Below are 15,162 nucleotides of genomic sequence, written 5' to 3'. Positions count from 1 at the left end.
AGGCTCAGTGTCCTGAGGCGGCAGACCGTGGTCCGCCAATCACCTCAGGGTAGAGGGTTCGAGCGCTTGTGGCGAGCGCGATGCCCTGATGTGGGTCAACGGATGCACCATCATGTGGCCAGCAAATCAGGCCTGAGCCTTGGCCTCGGCCAGTTGCTGCCAGAGCGACGGGGCGCCGGCGGATTTGGCAATGGCTTCCAGGCGTGCCACGTGTTGGGCCAGGTCATCTTCGCTGGCACGGATGATACGCGTCAGTTGACGATCGACCGGCAGACGGCGGATCTCGGTGGCGGAATTGTCCGCTCCTTCCCCGGAACCATTGCCGTCGGAAGCATTACCAGCCAGGGACAGGCTGGTCTGGCCGCCCGTCATGGTCAGGTAAACGTCGGCGAGGATCTCGGAGTCGAGCAAAGCGCCGTGCAGTTCACGACCGGAGTTGTCGACGCCATAGCGTTTGCACAAGGCGTCGAGGCTGTTGCGCTGCCCCGGGTGACGTTCCCGGGCCATCATCAGGGTATCGAGGATCGAGCAGTGCTGCGTGATGTCCGCACGATCGTGCTGGCCCATCAGGGCGAACTCGTTGTTGATGAAGCCAACGTCGAACGCCGCGTTATGGATGATCAACTGCGCACCCTTGATGAATTCAAAAAATTCATCGGCCACTTCAGTGAAGCGCGGCTTGCCGACCAAAAATTCGTTAGTGATGCCGTGGACGCCAATGGCGCCTTCATCACTCTCGCGGTCCGGTTGCAGGTAAACGTGGAAATGCCGGCCCGTCAGGCGCCGACCGATCAACTCGACACAACCGATTTCGATAATCCGGTGGCCGTCGGTCACCGGCATGCCGGTGGTTTCGGTATCGAGTACAACGGATCTGGTGGCCATCAGTGCTCAGCTCTCAACGGATCATTCGTGCAAAAGCGGCGATGTTAACACGCCCGCGGGATCCAGCGCGCCACGCCAAGTGACCTGCGCTCATGCAGTTTTTAACAATCATTAGCAAAGTTCATAAAGTCTGGCGGCAGGTGGCTTGTTAGCGTGCATTGCTTACTTGCGATGGATTGAGTTCGTCATGAAGACCGTACGTTTTCTTTTACTGAGTGCCTGCCTGCTGGGTACCGGGGCCCAGGCCACCAGTTTCGTGATCAGTACCGATGTTACGGTGAGCCTCACGCTGAGCTCGACCAAGGGCACCAGTGGGTCGTTCAGCGATGACAAGATCGTGTTGGCGGCGAAGGATGATGCGGCGGCGTTTGTGGCGAGTGAGGGGGAGATTCGCGGAGCGCGAATTGAGGCGGCGTTTAAGCGGATTCGTGGGGAGGTAATGGATAAGTACTCAGACCAACAACTGGCCACCGCCATATTGATGCTGTAAAGGTCTTGTAGGAGCCGAGCTTGCTCGCGATGCAGGCGATGCAGGCGATGCAGTCTTTCAGGAATACCGCGTCATCGTTCATCGCGAGCAAGCTCGCGATGGCCGCGACGCGGTGTATTGGCAGAAACTGAATCAGGCCTGTTTGTAACCACGCACTTCATCCACGCCACGATTGGCCAATTGGTCAGCCCGCTCGTTACCATGGTGACCGATGTGCCCGCGCACCCATTTCCAGGTGACGTTGTGGCGATTGACCTGCTCATCCAGCAGCTTCCACAGATCAGCGTTTTTCACCGGTTCTTTCGCGGCGGTTTTCCAGCCGCGCTTCTTCCAGTTGTCCATCCACTCGTTGATGCCTTTCATCACGTACTGCGAGTCGGTGACCAGCAGCACGTCGCAGGAGCGCTTGAGTTCCTCAAGGCCGCGGATCGCGCCCATCAGCTCCATGCGGTTGTTGGTGGTGTTGGCTTCGCCGCCCCACAGTTCTTTTTCTATGCCCTTGCACACCAGCAAAGCGCCCCAGCCGCCAGGGCCAGGATTGCCTTTACAGGCGCCGTCGGTGAAGAGTTCTACGCTATCGCTCATGCCAATCTATCCAGAAAATGCGGTGGCTCGCCGATCGGTGATCGACGATGCCCGAGGCCGGGGCAAGCCCGACCGGGAAAATGAAAAGTGTATTACGGATCGATGCGGCGACGATTGACCTTGGCCATCGGCAATGGAATCAGCTTGCCCATCGGTTCGCGCCGCTCCTGACGGACGGGCCGCAGGCCCACCACGATCTTGCGCGCAACCAATAGATAGAAGCCGCCACCCGACAGTTGCCAGTCACCGGCCTTGCGCTCCCAACCGGCCAGGCGAGCCTGCCAGGCGGGTGACGCAAGCGGCGGACGATAGCACCCGAAGCGGCGTTTCTCCAGCGCGAAGCCCAGCAGGTTCAGCCAGTCACCGACTCGCGACGGGGAGATGCAGCGAGCCTTGCGCAAGGCGTCGTGAGCAAAAACGTGGCGCAAGCCCCAGGTGCTCCAGGGGTTTATGCCGACGATCACCAAATGCCCGCCGGGCCGCACGCTGCTCGCCGCTTCACGCAGCAAACCGTGGGGCGACAGGCAGAAATCCAGCCCATGCTGCAACACCACCACATCGGCGGCATGCTCGCTCAAAGGCCACGCCTGCTCCTCGCAGACGATCTCGACGCCCGGCAACGGCGCGCCGAGCCGCACATTGCGCTGGACTTGCGGCGCCGACGGCGGCGTTTGGGCCGACGGGCCGTAATGCACCAGGTAGCCACCGAAGAACCGTCCCAACTCGTCTTCGAGCATGCGACGTTCTTCATCCAGCAGAAATTGCCCGATGGGGCCAGACAGCCATTCTCGGGCCGCGCTGATCAATTTCAGCCACTCAGGATCAGCCTGAGCGAACGCTTTATCGGTCATTGCATTCTCCAACGCGCCAGGAAGTTCTAAGATGCGCCATTGTTTTCCGCTTGGCGAATCCGACGATGATACAGATCAGTGCCCTGCCCGCCTTCACCGACAACTACATCTGGTTATTACAAGACCACCGCACCCAGCGCTGCGCAGTGGTTGATCCGGGCGATGCCGCGCCGGTGCAGGCCTGGCTCGCCGCGCATCCGGGTTGGGTGTTGAGTGATATTTTGATCACTCACCATCATCATGACCACGTCGGCGGCGTCGAGCAGCTGAAAAAAGCGACAAACGCGACAGTCTACGGTCCGGCCAGCGAAACCATCCCGCTCCGGGACGTGGCCCTCAAGAACAACGACCGCGTCAGCGTGCTGGGCTGGGACTTCGATGTCATTGCCGTCCCCGGCCACACCTTGGGGCATATCGCCTATTACCATCATGGTTTGCTGTTCTGCGGTGACACCCTGTTCGCCGCGGGTTGCGGGCGCTTGTTCGAAGGAACGCCGGAGCAAATGCATAACTCACTGACCCGCCTCGCCGCCCTGCCTGAAGATACGCTGGTCTACTGCACTCACGAATACACCCTGAGCAACCTGAAGTTTGCCGCAGCGGTCGAACCAGGCAATCCAGACACCGCCGCACGTCTGGAAAAAGTCACCGCACAACGTGAAGCAGGAATCATGACGCTGCCCTCTACTCTGGCGCTTGAAAAGCTTACCAACCCGTTTTTGCGTGTCGACGAAACATCTGTTAAAGAAAAAGTGGACGAACGGAATGGAACCGAAAACCGGGCTCCTAGTGCGGTTTTTGCTGCTCTGCGTGCTTGGAAAGATAAGTTCTAAGTAGCTTGCCTGATGGTACAAAAATTCTGAATGGTTGACCGCAGGGGGTACGCTTTCTAGAATCGCCCGACATTTTTGCCCGGAACTTACTTCCAGCCAATGTCGTCATCTATTCGTAAAGCCATCAATTCAGACGCATTGACCCGCCTGGCTCAAGCCATTGCGGTGGCTGTGTCCGCCACATTGGCGGGCTGCTCAAGCCATGTGCCGCAGACCGAAGCGACACACACTCCGAATATCGCCGCCCGAGCCAAGCAGAAGCCTATCTGGCTCAGCGAAAAACCGACTCCACAAGTTCCACAAGATGTCTGGGAGCGCATGCGCCAGGGCTTCCAGTTGCAGGACAGCCTGGGCGTCAACCCGCGCATCGAGCAACAGCGCCTGTGGTTCGCCAGCAACCCGTCCTTCCTCGAAAACGCCGGCGAACGCGGCAGCCTCTACATTCATTACATCGTCGAACGCCTTGAAGAGCGCAACATGCCGCTGGAACTGGCGCTGTTGCCGGTGATTGAAAGCGCCTACAACCCGATGGCCTATTCCCGGGCCAACGCGGTTGGCTTGTGGCAATTCATCCCTTCCACCGGGCGTTACTTCAACCTGCGTCAAACCCGTTTCTATGATGGCCGGCGCGATATCACCGCCTCGACCACCGCGGCCATGGATTACCTGACCCGCCTGCACGACATGTTCAACGGCGACTGGCTGCTGGCCCTGGCGGCGTACAACGCCGGCGAAGGCACGGTCAGCCGGGCCATCGAGCGCAACGAAAAGCTCGGCTTGCCGACCGATTACTGGAACCTGCCGCTGCCGGCCGAAACCCAGGCCTACGTGCCAAAGCTGCTGGCCCTGTCGCAAGTGGTGCTGGCACCTGAAGCCTACGGCGTAAACCTGAACCCGATCGCCAACGAACCGTACTTCCAGGTCGTCGAAATCAACCAGCGCATGGACCTGTCCAAGGTCGCCGCGGTGGCTAACATCGACGAAGACGAACTGTTCCAGCTCAACCCGGCCTTCAAGCAGCGCACCACCATCGATGGCCCCCAGCATTTGCTGGTGCCAACGTCCAAGGCGCAACTGCTGACCGCCAGCCTGTCGACCATGCGTCCTGAAGAGTTGATCAGCAAGAAGCCGCTCAAGCCGGTGTTCGAAGGCTCAGACGACTCCGAACTCGCCAGTCTCAAACGCGCTTACCGCGTTAAACGCGGCGACAACCTCGGTACCATCGCCAAGGCCAACAAGGTCGACATCAAGGACCTGCAGCGCTGGAACAAGCTGACCGGCAAAAACCTCAAGGTTGGCCAGACACTGGTCATGCAGGACACCACCAAGCGCTCTTCCGGACGCGTCAACACTGTCGTAGCCGCGAACAGCAAAGCTGACAAACAGAAGCCGCAGACCAAATACAAGGTCAAGCAAGGCGATTCGCTGTACATGGTAGCCAAGCGTTTCAACGTTGAAATGCAGCACCTCAAGCGCTGGAACCCACGTGTTGGCCAAGCGCTGAAGCCTGGCCAGATGCTGACGGTGGCTTCCCCACGCTAAAAGGAGCCCCTGATTTCAGGGGCTTTTTTTTGGCCAAGGGTTTAACCAACCCCTTGTAGCAGCTGGCGAAGCCTGCGTTCGGCTGCGAAGCAGTCGTTAATTCAGACGGTTCGGTGTTTCAGGAAGACCGCGAACTCAGGTTTTGCAACCGCTTCGCAGTCGAACGCAGGCTTCGCCAGCTGCTACAGGGGTGTGCTTGCGCAATTAACGCCGCATTAAGCCCCGTCTTTTTCCTGTCGATACAAGCTGTTACTGTACGGGCCACAAAGCCCAAGCCGCCTGGATCGGATCCCTGACTTGAAGCGTCCCCTCCTCCTGCTCCTGATCAGCCTGGCCTTGAGCTCTCCCGCAAGCGCGACGATCAGCGAAAGCCATGGTTATGCGCAGTTCGGCACGCTCAAGTACCCGGCCAGATTTACCCATTTCGACTGGGTCAACCCGCAAGCGCCCAAGGGCGGTACGTTGCGGGTGATGGCGTTTGGCACCTTCGATACGCTCAACCCCTACACATTCAAGGGTTCAAGTCCGGTTTCCACGCCGAATTTCCTGCAATACGGCATCAACGAGCTCAATGAACCGCTGATGGTCGGCACCGGCCAGTACGCGCCGTCCGGCGATGAGCCAACCTCCAGCTATGGCCTGATCGCACAATCGGTGGAATACAGCGAAGACCGCAGCTGGGTGGTGTTCAATCTGCGCCCCGAAGCGCGTTTCCACGATGGCACACCGATTACCGCCTATGACGTGGCGTTCTCCTACCGCTTACTGCTCAAGGAAGGCCACCCGCAATACCGCACCAACCTTCAGGAAGTGTCGCGGGTCGACATCCTCAATCCGCAGCGCATTCGTTTCGTCTTCAAGCGCGCCGGCAATCCGTTGCTGATCCTGCGCCTGAGCGAATTGCCGGTGCTGCCCCAGCATTACTGGAAAGGTCGTGACTTCAAGGCCACCACCTTCGAACCGCCACTGGGCAGCGGACCGTATCGCATCACGTCGGTAGAGCCTGGACGGCAGATCGTTTTCGAACGGGCCAAGGATTACTGGGGCAAAGACCTGCCGGTCAATCGCGGCAAATACAACTTCGACCGCATGGAAGTCGAGTTCTACCGCGACAGCGACGTCGCGTTCGAAGCCTTCAAGGCCGGCGAATTCGACATCTATATCGAGCATCAGGCGAAGAACTGGGAAAACGGCTACAGCTTCCCGGCAGTGCGACGCGGCGACGTCATCAAGGCGCAAATCCCGCATCAGATCCCGACCCAGAGCCAGGGTCTGTTCATGAACTCCCGACGCCCGACCTTCTCCGAGACCAAGGTCCGTGAAGCGCTGGGACTGATGTTCGACTTCGAGTGGACCAACCGCACGCTGTTCAGCGGCGCCTATAAACGCGCCATGAGCTACTACCCCAACAGCGAGTTCTCCGCGACGGGCCTTCCGGTCGGCCACGAATGGCTGATGCTCACGCCGTATCGCGAGCACTTGCCCGCCAAGCTCTTCACCGAGCCGTTCAGCCTGCCGCAGACCCAAGGGCGCGGCATCCCCCGGGAAACCATGCGCAAGGCCCTGGGCCTGCTTGCCGAGGCCGGCTGGAAGCTCAACGGTCAACGGCTACAGAACACCATCGGCCAACCGTTGCGTTTGGAGATCCTGCTGGTCAACCCGAACCTGGAACGCATCCTTCAGCCTTACGTCGAGAACCTCGCCAGCATCGGCATCGATGCGCGGCTGCGCACAGTCGATCGCGCCCAGTACAAGCAACGCCTCGATCAGTTCGATTTCGACATGATCCTGATGACCCTCAACCAGACGCTCAGTCCGGGGCTGGAACAATGGCAGTACTTCCATTCCAGCCAGGTCGGGGTCAAGGGCAGCAAAAACTACGCCGGCATCGCCAATCCGGTGGTCGACCATTTACTCGAACAATTGCTCGCCGCCCAAACCCGCGATGAACAGGTCGCCGCCGGCAAGGCCCTGGACCGGGTGCTGCTGTGGCAGCACTACATCATTCCCAACTGGTATCTCAATTATCACCGCCTGGCCTACCGCAACCGGTTCGCCTTCGTCACCACGCCGCCCTACACCCTGGGTCTGAGCGCGTGGTGGCTGAAATCTTCGGAGAAAGATCGATGAAACCTGTACGTGCCCTGCTCTTGCAGGCCAGCGGTCTGTTGTTCGCCGGGCTGGCCTATGCCGCCCCGCAACATGCCCTGACCCTGTACAACGAGCCGCCGAAATACCCGGCCGATTTCAAACATTTCGATTACGTGAACCCCGACGCGCCCAAGGGCGGGATCTTCCGCCAGGCCGGGTTCGGTGGCTTTGACAGCCTCAACCCCTTCATCAACAAGGGTGTCGCGGCCGACGACATCAGCATGATCTACGACACCCTGGCCAAACAGGGCCTGGATGAACCGTTCACCGAGTACGGCCTGGTCGCCGGCAAGATCGAAAAAGCCCCGGACAACAGTTGGGTGCGTTTCTACCTGCGCCCCGAAGCGCGCTTCCACGACGGGCATCCGATGCGCGCCGAGGACGTGGTGTTCAGCTTCCAGACCCTGATCAAGGACGGCGCGCCGCTGTTCCGCGGTTACTACAGCGATGTCGAGGAAGTGGTCGCTGAAGGTCCGCTGACGGTGCTGTTCAAGTTCAAACACAACAACAACCGTGAACTGCCACTGATCCTCGGCCAGTTGCCGGTGTTGCCCAAGCATTGGTGGGCGACTCGCGATTTCAACAAGGGCAACCTGGAAATACCGTTGGGCAGCGGTCCGTACAAGGTCAGCGAAGTCAAGGCCGGGCGCTCGGTGCGTTATGAGCGGGTCAAGGATTACTGGGCCAAGGACCTGCCGGCCAACCGCGGGTTCTACAACTTCGACGTGATGACCACCGACTACTACCGCGACAACACCGTGGCCTTGGAAGCACTCAAGGCCGGGCAGTTCGATTACTGGCTCGAAATGGCAGCCAAGAACTGGGCCAACGCCTACAACATTCCGGCCGTCACCGAGGGCCGGTTGATCAAGGAGCAGATCCCGAACGGCAACCCCACTGGCATGCAAGGCTTTGTATTCAACCTGCGCCGCCCGGTGTTCCAGGATGTGCGCGTGCGCCAGGCCTTGACCCTGTTGCTGGATTTCGAATGGACCAACAAGCAACTGTTCAACGGCGCCTACGTGCGCACCCGCAGTTACTTCGAGAACTCGGAAATGGCTGCCAGCGGCCTGCCGGACGCCGATCAACTGGCGATCCTCGACCCGTTCCGCGGCAAGATTCCCGAGCAGGTGTTCAGCGAGGCGTTCCAGAACCCGGTGACCGACGCCAGCGGGATGATCCGCACCCAGCAGCGCAAAGCCTATCAACTGCTGCAAGAGGCGGGCTGGCGGATCGTCGATGACAAGATGGTCGACGCCAATGGCAAACCGGTGACCATCGAGTTTCTATTGGCCCAGACCGAATTCGAGCGGGTGCTGCTGCCGTTCAAGCGCAACATGAGCGACTTGGGGATTGACCTGGTGATCCGCCGGGTCGACGTCTCGCAGTACATCAACCGCGTGCGTTCACGGGACTTCGACATGATTGTCGGCAGCTTCCCGCAGTCCAATTCACCGGGCAATGAACAGCGTGAATTCTGGATGTCTGACGCCGCCGACAAACCCGGCAGCCGCAATTCCATGGGCCTGAAAGACCCGGTGGTGGACCAATTGGTCGAGCAACTGATCAACGCCGATTCACGCAAAAGCCTGGTGGCCCATGCACGCGCGCTGGACCGCGTGCTGCAATGGGGTTATTACGTGATCCCCAACTGGCACATCAAAACCTGGCGCGTGGCGTACTGGAACCACATCGGTCATCCGAAAATCTCCCCCAAGTACGACATCGGCATTAACACCTGGTGGGTCAAGCCCGATGCCAAACCTGCGGTAGAAGTCGAAACCAAACTGCAAGCCGACCCTGCGGGCACGGAGTAATTAGATGCTGGCGTATATTTTTCGGCGACTGCTGCTGATCATCCCGACCTTGCTCGGCATTTTGCTGATCAACTTTGTGATCATCCAGGCCGCCCCCGGCGGGCCGGTGGAGCAGATGATCGCCAAGCTCGAAGGCTTCGAAGGCGCCACCAGCCGCATCGCCGGCGGCGGTGCCGAAGTCTCGGTGGCGGGTTCCGCTTATCGCGGCGCCCAGGGCCTGGACCCGGCGCTGGTCAAGGAAATCGAGCACATGTACGGCTTCGACAAATCGGCGCCGGAACGCTTGTGGATCATGATCAAGAACTACGCCACGCTGGATTTCGGCGATAGCTTTTTCCGCGACGCCAAGGTCATCGACCTGATCAAGGAAAAGATGCCGGTGTCGATCTCCCTCGGGCTGTGGAGCACGCTGATCATGTACCTGGTGTCGATCCCGCTGGGGATCGCCAAGGCGACGCGACACGGCAGCCACTTCGACGTCTGGACCAGTTCGGCGATCATCGTCGGTTACGCGATACCGGCGTTCCTGTTCGCCATCCTGCTGATCGTGGTGTTCGCCGGCGGCAGCTATTTCGACTGGTTCCCGCTCAGAGGGCTGACCTCCAACAACTTCGATGAGTTGAGCATGGGCGGTAAGGTTCTCGATTACTTCTGGCACCTGGCATTACCGGTGACGGCGCTGGTAATCGGCAACTTCGCGACCATGACCCTGCTGACCAAGAACAGCTTTCTCGACGAAATCAACAAACAATACGTGGTCACCGCCAAGGCCAAGGGCCTGACCAATCACCGCGTGCTCTACGGCCATGTGTTCCGCAACGCCATGCTGCTGGTGATCGCCGGGTTCCCGTCGGCGTTTATCGGCATCTTCTTCACCGGCTCGTTGCTGGTGGAAGTGATCTTCTCCCTCGACGGTCTCGGGCTGATGAGTTTTGAGGCCGCGATCAACCGTGATTACCCGGTGGTCTTTGGCACGCTGTTCATCTTCACCCTGTTGGGATTGGTGGTGAAACTCATCGGTGACCTCACGTACACCTTTGTCGATCCGCGTATCGACTTCGAAAGCCGGGAGCATTGAGATGAACCTGTCCCCTCTCAATCGCCGACGCTTCGAACTGTTCAAGGCCAACAAGCGTGGCTGGTGGTCGCTGTGGCTGTTTCTGCTGCTGTTTGGGCTGAGCCTCGGCGCCGAGCTGATTGCCAACGACAAACCCTTGGTGGTGCACTACGACAACGGCTGGTACTTCCCTGCGCTCAAGCGTTACCCGGAAACCACCTTCGGCGGCGAATTTCCGCTGGAAGCCAACTACAAGAGCCCGTACATCCGCGAATTGCTCAAGGCCAAAGACGCCTGGGTGCTGTGGGCGCCGATTCCCTACAGTTACCAAAGCATTAACTACGACCTGAAAGTCCCGGCTCCGGCGCCGCCCTCCACCGACAACCTGCTAGGCACTGATGATCAGGGCCGCGATGTGTTGGCCCGGGTGATTTACGGCTTCCGGATTTCGGTGTTGTTTGCCCTGACACTGACCATTCTCAGCTCGATCATCGGCGTGATTGCCGGGGCCTTGCAGGGTTTCTACGGCGGCTGGGTGGATTTGGCCGGGCAGCGCTTTCTGGAGATCTGGTCCGGGCTGCCGGTGCTGTACCTGCTGATCATTCTCGCCAGTTTCGTCCAGCCGAACTTCTGGTGGCTGCTGGGGATCATGCTGCTGTTCTCGTGGATGAGCCTGGTGGACGTGGTCCGCGCCGAATTCCTGCGAGGGCGTAATCTGGAATACGTGCGCGCCGCGCGGGCGTTGGGGATGCAAAACGGTGCGATCATGTTCCGACACATCCTGCCCAACGCCATGGTCTCGACGATGACCTTCATGCCGTTCATCCTGACCGGCGCCATCGGCACCCTGACCGCGCTGGATTTCCTCGGCTTCGGTTTGCCGCCGGGCGCGCCGTCCCTCGGTGAACTGGTGGCCCAGGGCAAATCCAACCTGCAAGCGCCGTGGCTCGGCATGAGCGCGTTTGCCGTGCTGGCGTTAATGTTGAGTTTGCTGGTGTTCATCGGCGAGTCTGCTCGCGATGCCTTCGACCCGAGGAAGTGAAATGAATCAGGACAATCTGATCGAAGTGCGCGACCTGGCCGTCGAATTTGTCGTCGGCGAGCGCGTTCAGCGGGTAGTCGAAGGCGTGAGCTTCGATATCAAACGCGGCGAAACCCTGGCACTGGTGGGCGAAAGTGGCTCCGGTAAATCGGTGACGGCGCACTCGATCCTGCGGCTGCTGCCCTACCCGCTCGCCCGGCATCCGTCCGGGACCATCGAGTACTCCGGGCAAAACCTCCTGAGCCTGAAAGAGAAAACCATCCGCCACATCCGCGGCAACCGGATCGCGATGATCTTCCAGGAGCCGATGACCTCGCTCAATCCGCTGCACTCGATCGAGAAGCAGATCAACGAGGTGTTGGGCGTTCACAAAGGCCTGATCGGCAAAGTCGCGACCAAGCGCACCCTGGAGCTGCTGGAAATGGTCGGCATCCCGGAGCCCGAGAAGCGCCTCAAGGCCCTGCCCCACGAATTGTCTGGCGGCCAACGGCAGCGGGTGATGATTGCCATGGCCCTGGCCAACGAGCCGGAACTGCTGATCGCCGACGAGCCGACCACCGCGCTGGACGTGACCGTTCAGCTGAAAATCCTCGAATTGCTCAAGGAATTACAGGCCCGGTTGGGCATGTCGCTGCTACTGATCAGTCACGATTTGAATCTTGTACGAAGAATTGCGCATCGCGTATGTGTCATGCAGCGCGGTTGCATCGTCGAACAGGCATCGTGCGAAGAGTTGTTCCGCGCACCGCAGCATCCGTACACTCGGGAACTGCTGGCAGCGGAGCCCAGCGGCAAGCCGGCGACCAATGTAATTGGCCCGCCGTTGCTGCAGGTCGAGGACCTGAAAGTCTGGTTCCCGATCAAGAAAGGCTTTCTGAAAAAGACTGTCGGCCACATCAAAGCGGTGGACGGAATCAATTTCAGCCTGCCTCAGGGCCAGACCCTGGGGATTGTGGGGGAAAGCGGTTCGGGCAAGTCGACACTGGGTTTGGCGATTTTGCGACTGATCGGCAGCAAAGGCGCGATCCGTTTTGAAGGCAAGCAGCTAGACTGCCTGACGCAGCATCAGGTTCGGCCGCTGCGGCGGGAGATGCAGGTGGTGTTTCAAGACCCGTTCGGCAGCCTGAGCCCACGGATGTGCGTGAGCCAGATCGTCGGCGAAGGCCTGCGGATCCACAAGATGGGCACCGAGGCGGAACAGGAACAAGCGATTATTGCGGCACTCAAGGAGGTAGGTCTGGACCCGGAAACCCGGCACCGCTACCCCCACGAATTTTCCGGCGGGCAACGGCAGAGAATCGCCATTGCCCGGGCATTAGTGCTAAAACCGGCGTTGATTCTGCTGGACGAGCCGACATCGGCCCTCGACCGGACAGTGCAGCGCCAAGTGGTGGAGCTTTTGCGTTCACTGCAAACCAAGTACAACCTGACGTATCTGTTTATCAGCCATGACCTGGCTGTCGTCAAAGCGCTGAGCCACCAGCTGATGGTGGTCAAGCAAGGCCAAGTGGTCGAACAGGGAGACGCGCAAAGTATTTTTGCGGCCCCCAAACATCCGTATACACAGCAGTTGCTGGAAGCCGCTTTCCTGGCCCCAGCCACTGCGCAATAACCTGAAAGAGAGGAGCAACACATGGGTTTTCTCGCCGGTAAGCGCGTACTGATCGTCGGTGTCGCCAGCAAGCTGTCCATCGCATCCGGCATCGCTGCCGCCATGCATCGCGAGGGCGCTGAGCTTGCCTTCACTTATCAGAACGACAAACTCAAGGGTCGTGTCGAAGAGTTCGCACAAAGCTGGGGTTCCAACCCTGACCTGTGCTTCCCGTGCGACGTGGCCAGCGATGAAGAAATCGCCAAGGTCTTCGTTGAGCTGGGCAAGAAGTGGGATGGCCTGGACTGCATCGTGCACTCCGTCGGCTTCGCCCCGGGCGACCAACTGGATGGCGACTTCACCGAAGCCACCACCCGTGAAGGTTTCCGCATCGCTCACGACATCAGCGCCTACAGCTTCGTGGCCCTGGCCAAAGCCGGCCGCGAAATGATGAAAGGCCGCAACGGCAGCCTGCTGACCCTGTCGTACCTGGGCGCCGAGCGCACCATGCCGAACTACAACGTAATGGGCATGGCCAAGGCTTCCCTGGAAGCTGGCGTTCGTTACCTGGCCGGCTCCCTGGGCCCGGACGGCACCCGCGTCAACTGCGTATCGGCTGGCCCGATCCGCACCCTCGCTGCTTCCGGCATCAAGAACTTCCGCAAGATGCTGGCCGCCAACGAAGCGCAAACCCCGCTGCGTCGTAACGTCACCATCGACGAAGTCGGCAACGCCGGCGCCTTCCTGTGCTCGGACCTGGCGTCCGGCATCAGCGGCGAAATCATGTACGTGGACGGTGGCTTCAACACCACGGCCATGGGCAGCCTGGAAGAGTAATCTTCGGTCAGCCAACTAAAAAACCCGCCTCTTGAGGCTAATGCCAGTCAGTTAAGCTGACTGGCATTTTTCTTTCTGATCGGATATTTCGGTGATTTGAGCCTTATGGCGCGGGGATAAATGCGCTCTTCCCGTCGATGCGGCAGAACATAATGCGGGGCAGAGGCGTGCAGCTCGGCCAGATATTTGGGGATGTTCCCGGAACGGTCGGCCGAAACGCTGTTGATAAACCCTAAAATTGCCCAAGTACACGCGGCAAAGCTCATTTCGCACGGGTAAATACCTGGACAGTGGCGGCTCATTTCCACCATCTGGTAGCGCAGCAGGTTGTAGCCCAGCAACACACCCCACAGTTCCTGCTCGATCATCTCGGGCGTCTTGCTACGCAATGTATAGCTGCTGTTGAGCAGCGTCTGTTTCATCTCGCGAAACCCTAATTCGATCTCCCATCGCTGGCTGTACAGGTCGACGATTTCGTCGGACGGGAAGCGTAGCGGATCGGCCATCGACGTCAGGATCTGACAAACCTTGCCCTTGACGGTTTTGCTCAGCAATCGCGCGGTCAGGCGCTCCGGCAGCCCCGGCCATTGCGTGCGGGCCTGCGGCGAAGTGCTCAACGAGACCACAGCGTCCTGGCGCCCCAAGCGCTGAATCACTTCGTACTGCGCACCTTTGCGCAGAGGCATCAGCCAATGCCGCTCGATGCCTGCTTGCTGCCACTGATGCAGCAAACCCAAGGAGTAAAAACCGCGATCGAACAGCGTCAGCGAGTGATCGGGCGTGGTTTCGATCAGTTGCTCCGCCAGTTTCATTTCGTTGCTGCGATAGCCATCCAACGCGCTGCCGATCAGCATGTGGCTGGTCAACTCCATTTGGCAGACCATGCGCACCTGGGGGAAACCGGTGTCGCCATGCTGGTTGCTGGCGGAATCGTAGCGCGCCCGATTTTCGGGTGTATCGGGCGTTCGCCATACGACACCGTCGACCCCCAGCAAACGCAAGCCTGCCCAAGTTGGGTGATCCACGGCCTCATGCCAACTTTTCTGAGTCAGATGGAAGACTTGTCGTACAGCCTCGCAGCCCAATCTCTGACGGGCTTGAACCACAGCGCTGGGTGCCACCAATGGACGTTGGCCCGGCAGCATGATGTTCATGCGGCTGACCACATCCCACGCCGACATGCGGCGAAAGAAGGCCATGGAGATCACGCACCAGAGCATCATTTCCAGTGGCAAACGCCGCTTGCGCAGGGTCGCCACGCCGGCCTGTTCAAGTGCCTGCTCGACCAAAGATGGATCGAGCAAGGAATCCAATCCCTCGATTGAGTTAGGGGTGGAGGCGATGTTGTGGGTCAGTTCCAGGGCCCGAGCGAGACGCATAAAAAAATCCGATGCCAGTACAGGCATCGGATTTTGATTTCTTGCGGCCAAAGGTCAAGCAAGAGGGCTTAACTGATCGGCATTAGCCTCTTCAGGCGGGTT

13 protein-coding genes are annotated in these 15,162 nt (G+C 59.5%); 9 read left to right on the top strand and 4 right to left on the bottom strand.

Translation table 11 applies throughout. From position 1 onward, the window contains the following. Nucleotides 1–126 precede the first annotated feature (126 nt). On the bottom strand, nucleotides 127–885 hold the full coding sequence (gene dnaQ, locus QFX16_RS13620) for a DNA polymerase III subunit epsilon (RefSeq protein ID WP_283184327.1): 759 nt from the start codon (nucleotides 883–885) through the stop codon (nucleotides 127–129). Nucleotides 886–1,072: 187 nt separating this feature from the next. Here dnaQ and QFX16_RS13615 point away from each other — a divergent pair, with 187 nt between their 5' ends. Then, a complete protein-coding gene (locus tag QFX16_RS13615; RefSeq protein ID WP_283184326.1) occupies nucleotides 1,073–1,375 on the top strand; it encodes a DUF2388 domain-containing protein in 303 nt (100 codons plus the stop codon). A gap of 132 nt (nucleotides 1,376–1,507) precedes the next feature. Here QFX16_RS13615 and rnhA read toward each other — a convergent pair whose 3' ends face one another. Both rnhA and QFX16_RS13605 read right to left on the bottom strand, forming a co-directional pair. Beyond that, a complete protein-coding gene (gene rnhA / locus QFX16_RS13610) occupies nucleotides 1,508–1,960 on the bottom strand; it encodes a ribonuclease HI (RefSeq protein ID WP_008152099.1) in 453 nt (150 codons plus the stop codon). Nucleotides 1,961–2,052: 92 nt separating this feature from the next. After that, nucleotides 2,053–2,811 carry a class I SAM-dependent methyltransferase gene (locus QFX16_RS13605; RefSeq protein ID WP_283184325.1) on the bottom strand — a complete coding sequence of 253 codons (759 nt, stop codon included), beginning with the start codon at nucleotides 2,809–2,811 and terminating at the stop codon, nucleotides 2,053–2,055. Between the two features lie 65 nt (nucleotides 2,812–2,876). On the opposite strand from QFX16_RS13605, the gene gloB reads away from it, so the two are divergent. The 8 genes from gloB (at nucleotide 2,877) to fabI (ending at nucleotide 13,681) form a co-directional block, all read left to right on the top strand. Continuing rightward, on the top strand, nucleotides 2,877–3,644 hold the full coding sequence (gene gloB, locus QFX16_RS13600; protein WP_283184324.1) for a hydroxyacylglutathione hydrolase: 768 nt from the start codon (nucleotides 2,877–2,879) through the stop codon (nucleotides 3,642–3,644). Nucleotides 3,645–3,743: 99 nt separating this feature from the next. Beyond that, a complete protein-coding gene (locus tag QFX16_RS13595; protein ID WP_283184323.1) occupies nucleotides 3,744–5,186 on the top strand; it encodes a transglycosylase SLT domain-containing protein in 1,443 nt (480 codons plus the stop codon). A gap of 297 nt (nucleotides 5,187–5,483) precedes the next feature. Next, nucleotides 5,484–7,316: an extracellular solute-binding protein gene (locus QFX16_RS13590; protein WP_283184322.1), complete on the top strand. Its 1,833-nt coding sequence runs from the start codon at nucleotides 5,484–5,486 to the stop codon at nucleotides 7,314–7,316. Next, a complete protein-coding gene (locus QFX16_RS13585; protein ID WP_283184321.1) occupies nucleotides 7,313–9,154 on the top strand; it encodes an extracellular solute-binding protein in 1,842 nt (613 codons plus the stop codon). Before QFX16_RS13590 ends, QFX16_RS13585 begins: the two co-directional genes overlap by 4 nt. Nucleotides 9,155–9,158: 4 nt before the next feature. Next, nucleotides 9,159–10,232, top strand: coding sequence for a microcin C ABC transporter permease YejB (locus QFX16_RS13580; RefSeq protein ID WP_056741785.1), 1,074 nt, complete (start codon nucleotides 9,159–9,161; stop codon nucleotides 10,230–10,232). A gap of 1 nt (nucleotide 10,233) precedes the next feature. Further along, the gene (locus tag QFX16_RS13575) at nucleotides 10,234–11,253 is read left to right on the top strand and encodes an ABC transporter permease (RefSeq protein WP_123364351.1); all 1,020 of its coding nucleotides are present in this window, start codon (nucleotides 10,234–10,236) and stop codon (nucleotides 11,251–11,253) included. 1 nt (nucleotide 11,254) lies between these two features. Further along, nucleotides 11,255–12,865 carry an ABC transporter ATP-binding protein gene (locus QFX16_RS13570; protein WP_283184320.1) on the top strand — a complete coding sequence of 537 codons (1,611 nt, stop codon included), beginning with the start codon at nucleotides 11,255–11,257 and terminating at the stop codon, nucleotides 12,863–12,865. Nucleotides 12,866–12,886: 21 nt separating this feature from the next. Then, on the top strand, nucleotides 12,887–13,681 hold the full coding sequence (gene fabI / locus QFX16_RS13565) for an enoyl-ACP reductase FabI (protein ID WP_008152082.1): 795 nt from the start codon (nucleotides 12,887–12,889) through the stop codon (nucleotides 13,679–13,681). Between the two features lie 47 nt (nucleotides 13,682–13,728). Here fabI and QFX16_RS13560 read toward each other — a convergent pair whose 3' ends face one another. After that, entirely contained in the window at nucleotides 13,729–15,060 is a 1,332-nt protein-coding gene (locus QFX16_RS13560) for an IS4 family transposase (protein WP_283182085.1), read from the bottom strand. Nucleotides 15,061–15,162: the final 102 nt, after the last annotated feature.

It is taken from the genome of Pseudomonas svalbardensis (genome assembly GCF_030053115.1).
In the GTDB taxonomy this organism is placed as follows: domain Bacteria; phylum Pseudomonadota; class Gammaproteobacteria; order Pseudomonadales; family Pseudomonadaceae; genus Aquipseudomonas; species Aquipseudomonas svalbardensis.
This window is presented reverse-complemented; position numbering and strand designations above follow the sequence as displayed.

Bases quoted from the DNA above. Each gene is read 5' to 3' on its own strand.
- dnaQ (WP_283184327.1), bottom strand. From the start codon at position 885: ATGGCCACCAGATCCGTTGTACTCGATACCGAAACCACCGGCATGCCG.
- QFX16_RS13615 (WP_283184326.1), top strand. From the start codon at position 1,073: ATGAAGACCGTACGTTTTCTTTTACTGAGTGCCTGCCTGCTGGGTACC.
- rnhA (WP_008152099.1), bottom strand. From the start codon at position 1,960: ATGAGCGATAGCGTAGAACTCTTCACCGACGGCGCCTGTAAAGGCAAT.
- QFX16_RS13605 (WP_283184325.1), bottom strand. From the start codon at position 2,811: ATGACCGATAAAGCGTTCGCTCAGGCTGATCCTGAGTGGCTGAAATTG.
- gloB (WP_283184324.1), top strand. From the start codon at position 2,877: ATGATACAGATCAGTGCCCTGCCCGCCTTCACCGACAACTACATCTGG.
- QFX16_RS13595 (WP_283184323.1), top strand. From the start codon at position 3,744: ATGTCGTCATCTATTCGTAAAGCCATCAATTCAGACGCATTGACCCGC.
- QFX16_RS13585 (WP_283184321.1), top strand. From the start codon at position 7,313: ATGAAACCTGTACGTGCCCTGCTCTTGCAGGCCAGCGGTCTGTTGTTC.
- QFX16_RS13580 (WP_056741785.1), top strand. From the start codon at position 9,159: ATGCTGGCGTATATTTTTCGGCGACTGCTGCTGATCATCCCGACCTTG.
- QFX16_RS13575 (WP_123364351.1), top strand. From the start codon at position 10,234: ATGAACCTGTCCCCTCTCAATCGCCGACGCTTCGAACTGTTCAAGGCC.
- QFX16_RS13570 (WP_283184320.1), top strand. From the start codon at position 11,255: ATGAATCAGGACAATCTGATCGAAGTGCGCGACCTGGCCGTCGAATTT.
- fabI (WP_008152082.1), top strand. From the start codon at position 12,887: ATGGGTTTTCTCGCCGGTAAGCGCGTACTGATCGTCGGTGTCGCCAGC.
- QFX16_RS13560 (WP_283182085.1), bottom strand. From the start codon at position 15,060: ATGCGTCTCGCTCGGGCCCTGGAACTGACCCACAACATCGCCTCCACC.